The organism is Calditrichota bacterium, from assembly GCA_020637445.1.
Lineage (GTDB): Bacteria > Electryoneota > RPQS01 > RPQS01 > RPQS01 > JABWCQ01.
On the sequence record JACJVZ010000001.1, the window covers coordinates 394061 to 409616 of the forward strand.

A 15556-nucleotide genomic window follows, 5' to 3' on the forward strand; every position below is an offset into this window, starting at 1 on the left:
TTCATTTAGCTAAAACTCTCTTGCGAAGTGAATTGGCCCGTCTTGCAAAAGCCGGCGCATCCATCAATACGATGCCTGCGATAACCAAGATACCGCCGACAACCAGCGGCCAACCGATGATTTCACCGACGATGAAAGTTGAAAACGTCGTCGCCACCACCGGCTGGGGAGTCGTGAGTATCGCGACTTGCGACGGATCAATCATCGTCAGAATTTTGTACCACACGCTGTAGGCCAAGACGGAGAGCACGAGCCCCGCATAAAACACTCCGCCCCAACCGACCCATGTGATCGAAGAATAGTCCTGCTGCAGCGCGGGATAAGCCAAAAACGGCAGTCCAACAAACGACCCCACCAATAACACGACTCCCGTCGTGGAGATCGCTCCGTATTTCTTGACAATCGGCTTGCCCAGCACGGTATAGGTCGCCCACGCCAACACGGCAGTGAAGATCAAAACATCGCCGATAAACAGTTGCGATCCCGTGTCAAACTCACCGCCTTGTGTAACAATGACCACCAGCCCGCCCAGGGAAACCACAATTGCGAAAATCTTGTGCTTCAGGATTTTCTCATACCCCAATGCGGCGGAGAGAAACAGTGCGAAAACGGCGGTCGTTCCATAGAGCAGCGACGCATGTGACGGCATAGTCTTGCTGATGCCGACCAAATAAATCACTTGGTTGATCGGCACAGCCACCAGCGCGAGCAGCAAAATCCGCGGATAATCCGCGCGGTCAATTCGTTTCCACGACTTGGTCAGTGACATCAGCGCCACAAGGCCCACGATGCCGACGCACAATCTCCAGAACGCATAAGCGAACGGATTGAATTCCTGCGTGGCCAGCCGGTTGACCACATAACCGAATCCGGTGACACTCACGTGTGTCACCATAAGCCCCAAGAGCAGCAGCCGCACGGACCACGCGGGCTTAGCGGCGGAAGAGTTCAAGCAGCTCCGCGGTACCGCTCAAGTCCTGTCGAACTTCGTCCGCGCCGTATTCCTGAAGCATATCAACAGTGTATTTTCCTCCGGTCGCAACGGCTAAGGTTTTCAGCCCCAGCTTTTGAGCGCCGTGAATGTCATGTTCGGTGTCCCCAATGACCCATGACTCCATGGGGTCAAACTCTTTCCCGAAATGTTCAGCCGCCGCGTCGAGCGCATCCTGCAAAATCAAATGCCGTTCAACGTGGACGTCACCGAAACCTCCGACCGGAAAGAAGTGATTCAAATCAAAGTGAGCAATCTTGGCGCGGCCCCCAGCCTCCATATTCCCCGTGCCCAGCGCCAGCGCAAATTCTTCAGGTTCGGTAGTGAGCGCATCGAGCAACTCCCGTACTCCAGGATGCACCTTGGCTCGCGGACTATTCTGAATGGATACCGGCAATTCCTCTAGATACGGCGGTTTAAAAGCCTCATACCCTTCGCGCCAGTCTCCGGTCAGCCCACTCTTGGAGTAACAATAGCGAAAGATCAGCGGATCGGTACGGCCGTGCATAGAGAGCCCCGCTGTAATCATGTCGCGGTCAAACACCCTCCTGAACGCTTTTGCATATGCCCGGGTGGTGGCCCCGTCGAGGCTGGTCAAGGTTCCGTCTATGTCAAAAATAAGTAGTTTCATGGCTATCTCTATTAGCCAATTTAAGATAACCCAGCCGGATAGTCAAGGAGCGGCACCTCCCAATTGCTTCTCAACCGAAGTCGAATTATCTTATCAGATTATCTGAAAGGAGAGTGTTGTGAGTTTAGTGAAGTTAGGAAACAGTGGGCTGCGCGTCTCGCGGGTCAGTCTGGGAACGATGACGTTCGGTCACCCTGAATATGGCTGCGATCAGAGCGAAGCCGGCAAGATTATCGATGCCTATCTCGGAGCCGGAAACAATTTTATTGATTCAGCAGATATCTACGCGAAAGGCGATTCCGAAACATACCTCGGGAACTTACTCGGTGCGCGCCGCAAGGATGTTGTGCTGGCGACCAAAGGGTTCTGGGCCGTCGAGGATGGGCCGAACCACTGCGGAGCCTCTCGAAAACATTTGATTGAAGCCTGTGAAGCGAGTCTTCGCAGACTGAAAACGGATTACATTGATCTTTACTACATTCACATTTGGGATCCGCTGACTCCGCTCGAAGAAACCCTCGGCGCACTCAATACCTTGGTTGAGCAAGGCAAAGTCCGGTACATCGGCGCCAGCGACTACTCGGGTTGGCAAATCAGCGAAGCTGTAAATGTTTCAAAGTGTCACCATTGGCATAAGTTCATTGTTCATCAGGTCGAGTATTCGGCCTTAGCCCGCGACATCGAGACGGACATCGTGCCCGCCTCGACCTATCAAGGTTTGGGAATCATTGGCTGGTCACCGTTGGCAGGGGGGATGTTGTCCGGAAAGTACGACGACAGCAAAGACACCGCCGGACGCTTCAACAGTGGAGACTCCGGCAAATGGTGGGGTGAACGCTTCGGTTCCGAAGCAAACTACCGGGGAGCCGTCGAATTCACGAAGATCGCCCGGGAACTCGGAGTTTCTCCCGTGACGCTGGCTGTGGCTTTCACCTTAAAGCCCGACTGGATGACCTCAACGATCATTGGAGTTAGAACGGCTGCACAACTTGAAGCCAATCTTGCGGCGGAAGCTCTCGAATTACCTGAGGAAATCTACCAGCGCTTGCTCGCTATCAAGCCGCCGTATCGACACTTTCCACTTCTGATGCACGACAACGCACGGAAGCTCAGAACCAAACAAGAGTATACGAGTTAGTTTCATAACAAGCGCGGTCGAGTCCCGGAAAACCTCACTGCGCAAAAACACTCAAAAAGGAAAAACCGGAATATGCGACTTCTTGCCTTCTGTCTGCTGATTGTCTCAGCCTCTCAAGCGGCGGATACTTACGTCAACACACAGCTCCATCGCGACTTCGACCGCGAAATTTTTACTTCAACGACAGAAATTTGGAGCGGGGACAAATTAGGTTCAACATTTTTCTTCACAGATCTTGATTTTACGTCAACCGGGAATACTCAGTCGTATTTTGAGATTTCCCGTCACTTTATCCTCACCAGAATCCGGAAACTCGGGCACTTGAACGCCTCCATCCAGTTTAATGATGGCGTGACGGGATTTGACGAAATGGGCGGCAAGGTCATTCCGCGAACGCTATTGGGTGGAATTGCCGTGACGGAACTTAAGTCGGGAAACGCGGTCTTCGAAGTGCAGGCGCTACTCCGTCAAGAGTTTGCAGCGGACTTGGGCTGGCAACTTACTGGCGTTTGGTTCGTTCCAATAGGTAAGAGTCCCTTCGAGTTCCTTGGCTACGTGGATTGGAACTCAAACCATTACGGAAACCAGCCTGTCTCAATTCAAACTGAGCCCCAATTCCAGTACCGTTGGCGGCAAATGGCCCTCGGGACGGAGTGGGAAATTTCCCGGAATTTTGCGGGCGCCTTCACCAAAAAAGACGGCTACGAAACGGGCAAATGGTACCTGCACCCAACTATTTATGTGCGGTACGATTTCTAACATTGTGTTAAGTCAGATGCCTCGCCCTCTCGCGCACGCGGCCCAGAAAACACAAGTCTATAAAAATAATGACTTAACATATGTGAAAAGGGTTTAGGCTGGCTTGACAAGTCACTGGAGGTTTGTATATTAAGAGTCTACGCTGGTTTGGAGCCTCGGTGAACAAAAGGTGGTCGCGGTGCCCGAGCAAAGTGACCCACGATTTGGGTTTCCGGACGACTGGCGGAGCATGGGCTCATAGCTCAACGGTTAGAGCAGCGGACTCATAATCCGTCGGTTCCAGGTTCGAATCCTGGTGGGCCCACCGCGCGGCGACCACCGGTTCCAGCGATGAAAATGGAGTTCCTTGTCTTGCGCACCACGCTGTTAGTAGTAATCAGATTTGACACCATGTGCAGCGTGGGCAGGGAAATGCAGTTGAATTAGGGTGTGCGGACACAGGCTTTCGCGCACCCTTTTTTCGTATAGGGCAATCAAATTTTTTCAGATAGGTAGGCGAAGTAGACGTGATCATTCAGGACGCAACTCCCGAACAGATTCGCAGCGCACTGAAAGCGCTGATAGAGATTCAAGAAATTGATTTGGAATTGGCGGAAATCGCCGAAGAGCGTGGTGGACTGCCCGAGCAGGTGCAGGCACTGACGCAGCAGATAGCGGAGTATGAGGCGTTCATTGAGGCGAAAGATCAAGAGCGCGAAGAATCCGAGAAGATTACGGGTGAATCGTCGCACAAGCTGGCTGTGGCGCGTGAGAAGCTCACGAAGTATCAGGAACAGCTTTATTCCGTGACGACGACGCGAGAATACGACGCGATCACGACCGAGCAGGATACGGCCAAGCGCGAAATCGGCGAATTTGAACTGTTGATTTCGACGAATACGACGCGCGCGGTGGAGCTGGTCCAGCTTGTGGAAGATAGGCAAGCCGAGCTCGAACAGTTGCGGAAAGACAAAGTTGCCCGCGAAGAGGAGCTTGAGCGCAAGCTGCGTGAAACGGAAGGGGCGGAGAAGGAACTGGAAGCTCGTCGCGCCAAGTCCGCCGCGACGTTGAATCCGCGCCTTTTGGCTCACTACGAAAGAATCCGCGACGCCAAGGACGGACGCGGCATTGCGACGCTGGTTGGTGAGGCGTGCGGCGGCTGTTTTGCGCTGATTCCCCCGCAAACGCAGGTGATCATCCGTCAGGCACGTGATATTTACGCTTGCGAAGCCTGCGGCCGCTTTGTGGCACCGGACACCGAAATCGACTAAGAATAGACTCGCCGAGCGGGGATTTAGCGCGTCAGCGCGGTTCCCCGCCGGAATCTGAAAGCGCCACCACCGCGGCAAGCCTTTGCGAAGCGCATTGGGTCCAGCGTCCACGCTGGCCGCCGGAATCTGAGGAATAGCAAAAGCATCGAACTTCACGCGCACATTGACGGCGGCGCTCGCGGCAATCCCGGCCCCGCCGCCATCGGAGTGGTCATCCACGACGATCAGGGCAATCTGCTCTACGAAGAGGGAACCTATATCGGCCACGGCACAAACAACGAGGCCGAGTATCGCGCGTTGATCAGACTGCTTGAAGTCTGCGCCGCGAATCCCGTTATCAAAGAGAGCGGCGCCCAAATCCTGCGCGTCGCATGCGACAGCCAGTTGATCGTAAAACAGGTCTTGGGCGAGTGGAAAATCAAAGAGCCGCGCCTGCAAGACCTGAATCAGGAAGTCCAACAAAAAAAGCGACTCCTGAACGGCCTGACTCCCAGAATCCGCCACGTCCGCAGAGAAGAAAACAAAGACGCGGACAAGTTGGTAAACCAAGCGCTGGATGCCGAAGAAAAGAAGTAGTTTTCTATTTTCAGTTTTCTAATTGCTATTTTCAATAAGGTTCGCCGGGTGATCGCGCTTGACTTCGGTCAGGTGAGGAAAGTCCGAACTTCATAGAGCAGAGCGCCGGCTAACGGCCGGGTGTGGTAACGCAACGGAAAGTGCCACAGAAAAAATACCGCCCGCAAGGGTAAGGGTGAAAAGGTGCGGTAAGAGCGCACCGCGCTTCCGGTAACGGAAGTGGCAGGGAAAACCCCGCTCGAAGCAAGGCCATGTATACCGGGAGTCCGCGCGGCTCGCACGGCACAAAACCCGGTGGGTAGGCCGCCCGAGGGAATGAGTAATCATTCTCCCAGATAGATGATCACCGCCCGCAAGGGTACAGAATTCGGCTTACAGGCGAACCGGATTTTCTAAAAGAGGAAAGAAGAAATGTGAAAGAGGAAAAGTGAAACAGGGCATCGACTGTCGAAGCAGTGAAAACTGCATGCTCCGTTTCTTCTTTCCTGTTTCCTCTTTCCAAGTTTTACTTCCCCAATGATTTTTGTTTATATGAAATACAGGAATAACCATGCAACCCAGATGGGAAATGGTGGAGAGTCGGCCACATGAGGAGATCGAACGCCTAAGCCGTCAAGCCCAAGTACCTTACACAATCGCGCGGATTCTATTGAACCGCGGGATGGAAACACCGGACGCTGTCGAGAGATTTTTTAGTCCCTCGCCGGCGCAACTCTATGACCCATTCCTGATGTCGGGAATGGAAAAAGCCGTTGATCGCATCGTGGAAGCGCTGCAAAACCGCGACCGCATTGCCATCTACGGTGACTACGACGTGGACGGAATTACTTCCGTGTCCATGCTCTATCTGTTCTTGCGCGACCTCGGCGGGGACGTCGTGGCCTATATTCCCGACCGCCAAAATGAAGGCTACGGAATTTCTCAGGCCGGACTCGACGAAGTCAAGAAGCAGGGCGCGCAGTTGGTGATTTCGGTCGACTGCGGCATCACTTCTGTGTCGGAAGCGGAATACGCCAAGTCACTCGGACTCGAACTGATTATCTCCGATCACCACGAACCGGCCGACGAACTTCCGGCGGCGCTCGCGGTGTTGGATCCCAAGTGCGCGGATTCCGGCTATCCGTTCTCTGAACTTGCCGGTGTCGGTGTCACCTTCAAGCTCGCGCAAGGCATCACGAAGACCCTCGGCCTTGACGCCGAGTTCGCTTTCAAGTATATCGATCTGGTTGCGCTCGGCACTTCGGCGGACATCGTTCCGTTGATTGACGAGAACCGCGTGTTGGTCAAAGAAGGGCTCGAAAAACTCAACGCCGCGCCCGAAGTCGGTTTGGCGAGTTTGATCGAGTCCGCCGGTGTGCGCGGGGGCAAAATCGACGTCGGCCAAATTGTTTTCAATATCGCGCCGCGCATCAACGCCGTCGGCAGAATGGGCAGCGCCATGCGCGCCGTTCAGTTGCTGACGACCCGCGATCAAGTGCAAGCCCGCGAAGTGGCGCAAGTCTTGGAACAAGAAAACCGCCGCCGCAAAGAGATCGACAACGAAACTTTGTCGCAGGCTCTCGAGGAGATTCGCTACACCATGAATCCCAACGACCGCCACTCGATCGTGCTTTCGCGCGAGGGTTGGCACTCGGGAGTCATCGGAATCGTCGCCTCGCGCTTGATTGAAAAATTCTACCGTCCGACCGTGATGATTTCCGTCGAGAACGGCATGGGCAAAGGTTCAGCGAGATCGGTATCGAATTTCGACATTTTCAATGCGCTGAAAGCCTGTTCCGAGTTACTCGAGCAGTTCGGCGGACACAAGTATGCCGCGGGTTTGACAATCCCGGCAGAAAACATTCCGGCGTTCAAGGAGCGTTTCGAAGAAGCCTGCAAAGAGCTGATGACAGAAGAAGATCTGGTGCGCAAGGTCAAGATCGAGAGTGAAATAGAGCTCGACGAGATTACGCCGGAAGTTGTCAAAACGCTGAAGCGATTCGAGCCGTTTGGCCCGCACAATACGCGGCCGACGTTCGTTTCGCGCGATCTCGGCACGGTCTATCCGCCGCGAATAGTAGGTCAGAACCATTTGAAACTCGTGGCCTCTCAAAACGGCACTCAGTTCGAGGCTATCGGATTCAATTTGGGTGATCACATCGACAAATTCATGAACGGACGCAGGTCTTATGAGATGGTCTATGTGATCGAAGAGAACGAATATCAGAACCGCAAAACGACGCAGTTGCGCATAAAGGATATCCGATGAGCACTCGCCGCCTGAAAATCGTGGCCATGTTGATTTTGGCTGCCGGACTGATGGGAATGGGCCGCAAAGAAGCCAAGAACCAAGATCCTCCGCCTGCTCCGATCAGCGGAGTCACGGGCAAGATCGAGATTTGGGAAGGCAACTTCATGCCGCCTATCGAAGCGGAGACTCGCGACAAGCAAATCAAGCCCGGCGCGAATCTGATCGTCAGACTCTATCAGCCCGTCAAAGGCCTGCCCGGCGCCATGGTTGAAACGGTTGAAGGCGAAATGGTCGCCGAAACCACCAGCGACGAAGACGGCATGTTTACGATTCCCGCCAAGGAAGGAACATACAGCATCTTCGTGCAGGATGGCGAAGGCTGGTATGCCAACGGTTGGGACGGCAACGGAGTACAAGGTGCGGTGACTGTCGAGCCGATGAAGATGACGGAAGTCTTGATCAAGAACACTCGCAAGGCGACATTCTAATGTTGGTTGTGAGAATATTCTCGTTGTTGTTTTTAATGTTGTCGTGTTCGGCGACTTTTGCACAATACCCGGTCAGCCTGCCGACGGCCAACGATGATTCATTGGAAACGGACTCGGCGGCGGTGGATAGCGCGGTGACTGCTCCCGAGCCTTCAGAGTTTGAGCAGTTATCCGAGTTGAAAACGAACGCTTTGACGTGGGTGCGGCGGTTGATTTATCGCGGTTTCTTGGACGATCAACTGACGGGCACGAGTGCAACGTATGCGCTCAGCGAGTGGCGCGAAGTCTCAGGTCCGGCCGGTCCGGTTCAGGCCTACGTAACGGTGGTCTATTTGGGTTCGGTGTCGTGGCTCGGCAAACCGTCCTCGTGGTTCCAAGCAACTTACAAAAGTCTGGACGTCGACCGTCCTTCGGTGGATTTTGATCTGGTTTTATCGGGCCGGGAAACTTTGGGCGACGCGTACCGCGCGCTGTGGCGTGTCAACAAAGAAGAACTGAAGTCGTTCAACTTCGGCGTAAAGCCGGGAACGTTCGACTATGACAGGGAAGACAAGCCAACTGCCGGCAAGGAATCCGTTTTGAAATTATACTCGGGCGACTTCAATATCACCGAGTATCGTGGTTCGGGAGCCGATGGCGACAAAGTAATTGCCTATCGAGCTAATGAAGTTCCGCCGCTGAGTCTCGTGCGGCTGGGCTATGGCAACATGTGTTTGAACTTGCGCGACCGCGCAAGCGACGTTGAACCGAGATTAGAGGTCCCGCTTCCCACATCAAGATAGAAAAGGAAGCACCCATGAAGTACATTTTTTTGTTGACACTGGTCGTCGTCGCTCAGCTTTTTGCGGCGGAGTTCAAGAAAGAACACGGTGACTACGTGTATCGCGACACTCTCACATTCGAGGAGTCTGCCGAAGGACTGGATCTGCTCGACTGCTCTGCCACGAACGGCGAGATAGAATTGACCGGAGAAGACCGCAGCACGGTCAGTGTGACGGCCATACTCAAGATTGAGGCAGACGAACTTGAAGACGGTCAAGAGTACTTGAAAGACTTCAGGCCGGTCGTTAAGCGCAGCGGAGACAAGCTCGAGATATACTCCGAGTATCCCGACTCGAAATTCGATTGGGATGAAGTGAGCGCAAACATCGACTTTATCATCCACGCACCGAAAAGTTTGAACCTTGACGCGTCTTGCGCGAACGGCGAGATAAACGCTATGGGCATGACCGGAAGTGCGGACCTCTCCAGCGCCAACGGTGAAATTGCATTCACATCAAAAGACGGCGTGACCGGACAGGTCGACGCGTCTTGCGCCAACGGCGAAGTCACGATTGACGTTGCCGCACTTACCGGCAATTGCGAATTCAGCACGGCCAACGGCGAGATCACAGTCACGGTTCGCGAAACACTTGCCGGAAATATTTCGGCGTCGACTGCCAATGGCGAAATCACGTTAGCACTTCCTGAAGACGCAGACATGAAGGTTTCGGCCAGTTCGCTTTCCGGAGGTTCCATCGAATCCGACTGGGAAGGCAAATACTCTGACAAACTCGTTGGCGACGAATTCGAGGTCGTGGTCAATGAAGGCACATACCTTGTGGATCTAAGCAGCGTGAACGGCGAAATCGATCTCCGCAAGGCGAAAAAGTAACCCAATTCCCTAACGACTTGAAGCGACTTCCTACCAACGTCCGTCCCAGTGATCCCGGGTTTGCCGAAAACGCAGCCGCGATGCGCGTGCTCGTGGATGAGCTGCGCGGAAAGCTGGCGGCGCTGCATCCGGCCGCAGGACCGAAACAGCATATCGACCGGCACGTCTCTCGAGACAAACTGCCTGTTCGCGACCGGTTGAACCGTTTGTTCGATCCGTCAACTCCGTTTCTTGAGCTAAGTCCGCTGGCGGCACACGGCATGTACAACGATGAAGCTCCCGGCGCCGGAATGGTGACGGGAATTGGAGTCGTGCACGGACGTGAAGTGTTGGTCGTGGCCAATGATGCAACCGTCAAAGGCGGGACTTACTTCCCGATGACGATCAAGAAGCATCTGCGCGCGCAGGAAGTTGCCATGCAGAATCATCTGCCGTGTGTGTATCTGGTCGACTCGGGCGGAATCTATCTGCCCGAGCAGGCTGGCACATTCGCCGACCGTGACCACTTCGGCAGAATTTTTTACAATCAGGCGAATCTGAGTGCAAAAAAGATTCCTCAAATTGCCATTGTGATGGGATCGTGCACGGCCGGCGGCGCCTACGTTCCGGCGATGTCGGATGAGACCGTGATCGTCAAGAACACGGGAACGATCTTCATCGGCGGCCCGCCGCTTGTGAAGGCCGCAACCGGAATGGATGTCTCGGCGGAAGATTTGGGCGGAGCGGACGTGCACACTCGCATTAGCGGAGTGGCCGATCACTTCGCCGAGAACGATGGCCACGCACTCGAGATAGCTCGCTCGATCATCGAAGCCGTAGGACCGCGGCCGAAATTCGAGTTCGACCGCGAAACTCCGGAAGATCCGCATTACGATCCCGAGGAACTTTTGGGTTTGGTGCCGGTCGATATTCGCAAGCCCTTCGACATGAAAGAAGTGATTGCGCGGATCGCCGATGGCTCGCGTTTTCAAGAGTTCAAAGCCCGTTACGGCACGTCGCTCGTCTGCGGTTTCGCCAGAATTCACGGATACCTCGTCGGCATCGTCGCAAATAACGGCGTGCTCTTCGGAGAGTCCGCAAAGAAAGGCGCGCACTTCATCGAGCTCTGCTGTCTGCGCAAAATCCCTTTGGTGTTCTTGCAGAACATCACGGGCTTCATCGTCGGAAAAGAGTACGAGCACGGCGCAATTGCTTCGGACGGCGCCAAGATGGTGCATGCCGTCGCCTGTGCCAATGTCCCGAAATTCTCAGTGATCATCGGCTCGTCTGCGGGAGCCGGAAACTATGCCATGTGCGGTCGCGGCTACAGTCCGCGTCTGCTCTGGATGTGGCCGCATTCGCGCATCAACGTGATGGGCGCGCAGCAAGCTGCCGACGTGTTGGTGCAAGTAAAGCGCGAGCAACTCGAAGCAAAAGGTCAAAAGCTCACGGATGCCGACGCGGAAGCAATTCGCGGACCGGTTCTTGAGCAATACGATCGCGAAGGTAATCCATATTTTTCGACATCCCGCTTGTGGGATGATGGAATTCTTGACCCGCTGTCAACCCGGGACGCGCTGGGGTTGGGCATAGCCATGTCCGCCAACGCGCCTGTCCCGGACTACCAGCCGGGAATCTACCGCATGTAAATGGAGACGGCGTTATTCGAAGAAACGCAGGAGTTCCCGCTTCGCGGCGTGCTTGCGTTCGCGTCGGGGGCCGCGTTCTTCGTGATACCGATGTTTTACTCCATGCCGCTGCTGCTTGTGCTTCTGATGTTTCTAATTGGTATTGGCATCAGTACGTTGCTTGGTGCGACGCTCAAGACCTACACTCGTGTAACCCAGACCGAATTCTCGTTCGGTCCAAACATCTTTACCCGGCGAATTCCGGCCGGCGAGCTGACAGTCGTCGGGCCGCGAAGTATACCGTTCTTGGCGGGAACGGGAATTCACCGTTACCGGGGCAAGTGGTACTATAATATGCGCCGGGGTGAAGGTCTCGAAATCCATCACGGGAAAACCAAATACGTCGTCGGTACGGCCCGTATGGACGAACTGCAGACGGCACTGCGAGACTTGGCAAGAATCAATTCAAAATGAGCACTCTCAAAGTCAAACATAATGACGGCGTCGTCACGTTGACGCTTGCGCGGCCCAAGGCACGCAATGCGTTCAATGCGGAGATGATTGCCGAAATGACGGAGAAGCTGCACGAACTAAGTGCGGATCATTCGATTCGTCTGTTGATTTTGAATGCCGAAGGGCAAACATTCTGCGCGGGTGCGGACGCCAACTGGATGAAGTCTCAGAAAGACGTATCCGAGACCGACAATCTTGCGGACGCTGAGAAGATATTTGATTTGTTCAGAGTGGCTTACGAATTCACACATCCGATTATTGCGCGCGTGCAGGGAGGAGCGTACGGCGGTGGTGCCGGGCTTGTTTGCTGCTCGGACATCGTAGTAATGGCTGACGACGCGCAAACTGCGTTTTCAGAAGTCAGGCTTGGGGTGGTGCCTGCCACAATTTCCGTTTTCGTTTTGCGCAAGATCGGCGAAGGCCGGGCACGTGAACTGTTTTTGACTGGACGGAGAATTTCAGCCCAAGAGTGCCTTCAAATTGGTTTGGCGACCGAGGTTGTACCCGAAAAAGACCTCGACAACGCGGTTGCAAAATGGACTGAAGAACTACTAAAGGCCGCGCCAACCGCGCAAACGGTTGCCAAGAATCTCTTGTCGGTTGTCCCGCGCATGACACTTGATGAAGCCCGTCGCTTCACACCTCTCCGGATAGCCCGGCAGCGAGTAAGTCCCGAAGGTCAGGAAGGACTGGCGGCGCTGCTCGAAAAACGCGCGCCAAGTTGGAGTCCTCAGAAGTGATTCGTAAGATTCTCGTTGCCAACCGCGGTGAAATCGCCGTGCGTGTGATGCGCACGGCACGGACACTTGGGATTCGAACTGTTGCGATTTTCAGTGATGCCGACCGGGACGCCTTGCATGTCGAAATTGCGGATGAAGCCGTTCATATCGGCGCGTCGCAGGCATCGGAAAGCTATTTGAGCGTCGAAAAAGTCATTGCCGCAGCGCGGGAACACGGTGCTGACGCCGTGCATCCGGGGTACGGTTTTCTGTCCGAGAATCCGAAATTCTCCAACGCCGTGCAGCTTGCCGGTTTGATCTTCATCGGACCTCCTGCGGAAGCGATGGGGCTCTTGGGTGACAAGATCGCATCGCGAGAATTGGCAATTCGCCACAATGTTCCTGTGACTCCGGGCGCGTTGTTGCCTCATGCAAGCGCCGAGCAGGCGAAAATCGAAGCTGAGAAAATCGGTTTTCCCGTCCTGATCAAGGCTGCGGCGGGCGGCGGCGGCAAAGGCATGCGGGTCGTACGCAGTTTGGAAGAAATTGAGACGTCGCTCGAAGCTGCCAAGCGCGAAGCGAAGTCTGCATTCGGTGATGATGCGGTTTATCTCGAAAAATACATCGAGAATCCCCGCCATATCGAGTTCCAAGTTTTTTGTGATCATCACGGGAATGCCGTGCATCTGGGCGAACGCGAATGCTCAATTCAACGCCGGCACCAAAAAATAATTGAAGAATCGCCGAGCGTGGCGCTGACGCCCGAGTTGCGCAAAGAGATGGGCGCGGCGGCATTGCGAATCGTGCAGGGTGCCGGATATCGCAACGCAGGGACAGTTGAGTTCCTGCTCGACGGTGACAAGTTCTATTTTCTGGAAGTCAACGCTCGTTTGCAGGTCGAGCATCCAGTGACCGAACAGGTCACAGGTGAGGACTTGGTGCAATGGCAAATCGCCATTGCCGCAGGTGAGAAACTTCCGAAAACGCAAGACCAGATCACGTTTCGCGGCCACGCGATTGAGTGCCGAGTCTATGCCGAAGATCCCGCAAACGGTTTCTTGCCGTCTACGGGAACTGTTTTGAAGCTCGAGGAACCGCACGCACCGGGAATTCGTATCGACTCGGGAATCCGCGAAGGATTTGAAGTGCCGATTTTCTATGATCCGATTTTGAGCAAAGTTATCTGCCGCGCTGGAAACCGGGAACTGGCGATTCAAAGAATGCGGGACGCGCTCAAACACTATGTGATTCTCGGCGTGCGCACACCCATCGGATATATGCAGGACGTTTTGGCGCACCCCAAATTCGTTAAAGGAAACATTTCGACACACTTCTTGGCCGATCACTTTTCAGAGTGGGAAGAGAAACTTCCAACGCGCGCGGCACTGGCAGCGATGCTTGCCGCCGCCAATGAAACGGGTCGCGACGTAAAACGCAGTGCCGCCTCAAACGGCAAGGCAGCGATTCCTACGCCATGGTCAAGTTTGGGGGACTGGAAGACGGCGGGAGCGGGCTCGTGAAGAAACATTTCCGCATCGCAGGACACAACATCTGCGGCACGTTCAAGCGTCATTCACCGGCGGACGTGGAAATCACGGCATGTGACGACACGACGACGTTTCACGTGACGAAGGTCGGCAGGCGAGTGCGTGTCGACAACGAAGACTACACCTTTAATACGATTGCTGCACGGAAAAAAGACAAGATATTCATTTGGCTTGACGGTCGCGTGCATGAATTGCAGGAATTCGAAGAAACCGAAGTCGCCGACAATCGCAACGCGAGCGATGATATTCGCGCGCCGATGCCAGGCATGATTATCAAACTGAACGTGGCCGTGGGTGACGACGTGAAAGCGGATCAGATAGTTGCCGTGTTGGAAGCGATGAAGATGGAACACAACCTGCGCGCGCCGCGCGGCGGAAAAGTTGCCGCAATCGACGTCAAAGTCGGTCAGACGGTCTCGGCCGACGCTCCGCTTGTGCATTTGGAGTCCGCGTGAGCGATCTTCTGACTCCGCGATTCGTCTATGTCGGTATTCGCGACGCACTCGATGCGATTCCGCGCTTGACCGAAATGGAACTCGGCATCGAAGTGATCTTCAATACCACAAGCGATTTGTGGCCGAAGATCAAGTGGGACGTTTTGCTGGGTCTTGCGGACGATTTTTCCGAAGTTCATTTGCCGGTTGCCTGTCACGGGCCGTTTTACAATCTTGCGCTTGCGGGCCGCGACGAACACATCGCGGATTATTCCTGCCAATCGCTCGCGGCGGCCATCGAAGCCGCCCGGGTTATCGGCTCGCCCTTGATGGTTTTCCATACGGGGTTCTTGCCTCAGCTTCCTCCGACGGCGCGTGGGAAATGGCTCGACACGTTCTGCGGCAAACTCTCGCATTTGCTTGACGTCGCGGCTTCCAACGGAATTGTGTTGGCGATGGAGAACACCTACGAGCCGGATACGACGCTTTTCGAGGAGATTTTCTCACGCGTGCAGCATCCGTTTTTGGGAATGTGTTTTGACACGGGGCATGCGGCTTGTTTTGCAAAGATTCCGCCGACGGACTGGATTGACAAGTTTTCGGAACAGATTGTTCATTTGCATTTGAGTGACAACGACGGGATTTCCGATCTTCATTGGGGACTTGGAAAAGGCATGGTGAATATTTCCGCGCTGATCGGCCCCTTGCTCGCGCGTGGAGCGCGTCCGTCAGTCACGTTTGAAGTTTCATTAGATGATGCGAAATCCTCGAACGAGTATTTAACACGCTCCCTCGCGGCTTCGCAGATTTCCGGCCATGACTAGTACAGACAAGAAACCCAAGAAGTCGAAGCCCGCCGACATCGAAAAGATCGAGCGCTTGCTTCGCGACGCGGATATTTCTCCCGAGGAATATCAGGCATTGAAAGACGAATTGAAACGCAACCGCCGCCGCAACGAGGGGGCGGGTGATAATCCGTTAGACAATTTATATGAAGAATCTTAAGGAATACTCCCTCC

General features: G+C 54.5%; 17 protein-coding genes, 1 tRNA gene and 1 other RNA gene. 17 read left to right on the forward strand and 2 right to left on the reverse strand.

Going from position 1 to position 15556, the window contains the following annotated elements:
• Window position 1: 1 nt before the first annotated feature.
• Together H6507_01425 and H6507_01430 are read right to left on the reverse strand one after the other, a co-directional pair.
• Window positions 2–952 carry an EamA family transporter gene (locus H6507_01425; GenBank protein ID MCB9367762.1) on the reverse strand — a complete coding sequence of 317 codons (951 nt, stop codon included), beginning with the start codon at window positions 950–952 and terminating at the stop codon, window positions 2–4.
• Window positions 933–1622: an HAD family hydrolase gene (locus H6507_01430; GenBank protein MCB9367763.1), complete on the reverse strand. Its 690-nt coding sequence runs from the start codon at window positions 1620–1622 to the stop codon at window positions 933–935. The genes H6507_01425 and H6507_01430 overlap by 20 nt, the downstream gene beginning before the upstream one ends.
• A 118-nt stretch (window positions 1623–1740) precedes the next feature.
• Here H6507_01430 and H6507_01435 point away from each other — a divergent pair, with 118 nt between their 5' ends.
• The 17 genes from H6507_01435 (at window position 1741) to H6507_01515 (ending at window position 15542) form a co-directional block, all read left to right on the forward strand.
• Entirely contained in the window at window positions 1741–2760 is a 1020-nt protein-coding gene (locus H6507_01435; protein ID MCB9367764.1) for an aldo/keto reductase, read from the forward strand.
• 72 nt (window positions 2761–2832) lie between these two features.
• Window positions 2833–3519 carry a DUF5020 family protein gene (locus H6507_01440; GenBank protein ID MCB9367765.1) on the forward strand — a complete coding sequence of 229 codons (687 nt, stop codon included), beginning with the start codon at window positions 2833–2835 and terminating at the stop codon, window positions 3517–3519.
• A gap of 231 nt (window positions 3520–3750) precedes the next feature.
• Window positions 3751–3823: transfer RNA gene (locus tag H6507_01445), tRNA-Ile, on the forward strand.
• Window positions 3824–4025: 202 nt separating this feature from the next.
• Entirely contained in the window at window positions 4026–4769 is a 744-nt protein-coding gene (locus H6507_01450) for a hypothetical protein (protein MCB9367766.1), read from the forward strand.
• 54 nt (window positions 4770–4823) lie between these two features.
• Window positions 4824–5345, forward strand: a complete 522-nt coding sequence (locus tag H6507_01455; protein ID MCB9367767.1) for a ribonuclease HI family protein — start codon at window positions 4824–4826, stop codon at window positions 5343–5345.
• A 36-nt stretch (window positions 5346–5381) separates the two neighbouring features.
• Window positions 5382–5736, forward strand: an RNA gene (gene rnpB, locus H6507_01460) — RNase P RNA component class A.
• Window positions 5737–5895: 159 nt separating this feature from the next.
• Window positions 5896–7593 (forward strand): single-stranded-DNA-specific exonuclease RecJ, encoded by a 1698-nt coding sequence (recJ, locus tag H6507_01465; GenBank protein MCB9367768.1) that lies wholly within the window; start codon window positions 5896–5898, stop codon window positions 7591–7593.
• A complete protein-coding gene (locus tag H6507_01470; GenBank protein MCB9367769.1) occupies window positions 7590–8063 on the forward strand; it encodes a hypothetical protein in 474 nt (157 codons plus the stop codon). Before recJ ends, H6507_01470 begins: the two co-directional genes overlap by 4 nt.
• The gene (locus H6507_01475) at window positions 8063–8845 is read left to right on the forward strand and encodes a hypothetical protein (protein MCB9367770.1); all 783 of its coding nucleotides are present in this window, start codon (window positions 8063–8065) and stop codon (window positions 8843–8845) included. Before H6507_01470 ends, H6507_01475 begins: the two co-directional genes overlap by 1 nt.
• Before the next feature lie 14 nt (window positions 8846–8859).
• Window positions 8860–9717, forward strand: coding sequence for a DUF4097 family beta strand repeat protein (locus tag H6507_01480; protein MCB9367771.1), 858 nt, complete (start codon window positions 8860–8862; stop codon window positions 9715–9717).
• Between the two features lie 80 nt (window positions 9718–9797).
• Window positions 9798–11345 carry a methylcrotonoyl-CoA carboxylase gene (locus H6507_01485; protein ID MCB9367772.1) on the forward strand — a complete coding sequence of 516 codons (1548 nt, stop codon included), beginning with the start codon at window positions 9798–9800 and terminating at the stop codon, window positions 11343–11345.
• Window positions 11346–11798, forward strand: a complete 453-nt coding sequence (locus H6507_01490) for a hypothetical protein (protein ID MCB9367773.1) — start codon at window positions 11346–11348, stop codon at window positions 11796–11798. It begins immediately after the preceding gene.
• Entirely contained in the window at window positions 11795–12577 is a 783-nt protein-coding gene (locus tag H6507_01495; GenBank protein MCB9367774.1) for an enoyl-CoA hydratase/isomerase family protein, read from the forward strand. The genes H6507_01490 and H6507_01495 overlap by 4 nt, the downstream gene beginning before the upstream one ends.
• A complete protein-coding gene (locus H6507_01500) occupies window positions 12574–14076 on the forward strand; it encodes an acetyl-CoA carboxylase biotin carboxylase subunit (GenBank protein MCB9367775.1) in 1503 nt (500 codons plus the stop codon). The genes H6507_01495 and H6507_01500 overlap by 4 nt, the downstream gene beginning before the upstream one ends.
• Entirely contained in the window at window positions 14073–14558 is a 486-nt protein-coding gene (locus H6507_01505) for an acetyl-CoA carboxylase biotin carboxyl carrier protein subunit (GenBank protein ID MCB9367776.1), read from the forward strand. Before H6507_01500 ends, H6507_01505 begins: the two co-directional genes overlap by 4 nt.
• Window positions 14555–15361 carry a sugar phosphate isomerase/epimerase gene (locus H6507_01510; protein ID MCB9367777.1) on the forward strand — a complete coding sequence of 269 codons (807 nt, stop codon included), beginning with the start codon at window positions 14555–14557 and terminating at the stop codon, window positions 15359–15361. Before H6507_01505 ends, H6507_01510 begins: the two co-directional genes overlap by 4 nt.
• Entirely contained in the window at window positions 15354–15542 is a 189-nt protein-coding gene (locus H6507_01515; protein ID MCB9367778.1) for a hypothetical protein, read from the forward strand. Before H6507_01510 ends, H6507_01515 begins: the two co-directional genes overlap by 8 nt.
• Window positions 15543–15556: the final 14 nt, after the last annotated feature.

Coding starts and splice junctions, on each gene's coding strand:
- H6507_01430 (MCB9367763.1), bottom strand. CDS start 1,622: ATGAAACTACTTATTTTTGACATAGACGGAACCTTGACCAGCCTCGAC.
- H6507_01440 (MCB9367765.1), top strand. CDS start 2,833: ATGCGACTTCTTGCCTTCTGTCTGCTGATTGTCTCAGCCTCTCAAGCG.
- recJ (MCB9367768.1), top strand. CDS start 5,896: ATGCAACCCAGATGGGAAATGGTGGAGAGTCGGCCACATGAGGAGATC.
- H6507_01470 (MCB9367769.1), top strand. CDS start 7,590: ATGAGCACTCGCCGCCTGAAAATCGTGGCCATGTTGATTTTGGCTGCC.
- H6507_01475 (MCB9367770.1), top strand. CDS start 8,063: ATGTTGGTTGTGAGAATATTCTCGTTGTTGTTTTTAATGTTGTCGTGT.
- H6507_01480 (MCB9367771.1), top strand. CDS start 8,860: ATGAAGTACATTTTTTTGTTGACACTGGTCGTCGTCGCTCAGCTTTTT.
- H6507_01485 (MCB9367772.1), top strand. CDS start 9,798: ATGCGCGTGCTCGTGGATGAGCTGCGCGGAAAGCTGGCGGCGCTGCAT.
- H6507_01490 (MCB9367773.1), top strand. CDS start 11,346: ATGGAGACGGCGTTATTCGAAGAAACGCAGGAGTTCCCGCTTCGCGGC.
- H6507_01495 (MCB9367774.1), top strand. CDS start 11,795: ATGAGCACTCTCAAAGTCAAACATAATGACGGCGTCGTCACGTTGACG.
- H6507_01515 (MCB9367778.1), top strand. CDS start 15,354: ATGACTAGTACAGACAAGAAACCCAAGAAGTCGAAGCCCGCCGACATC.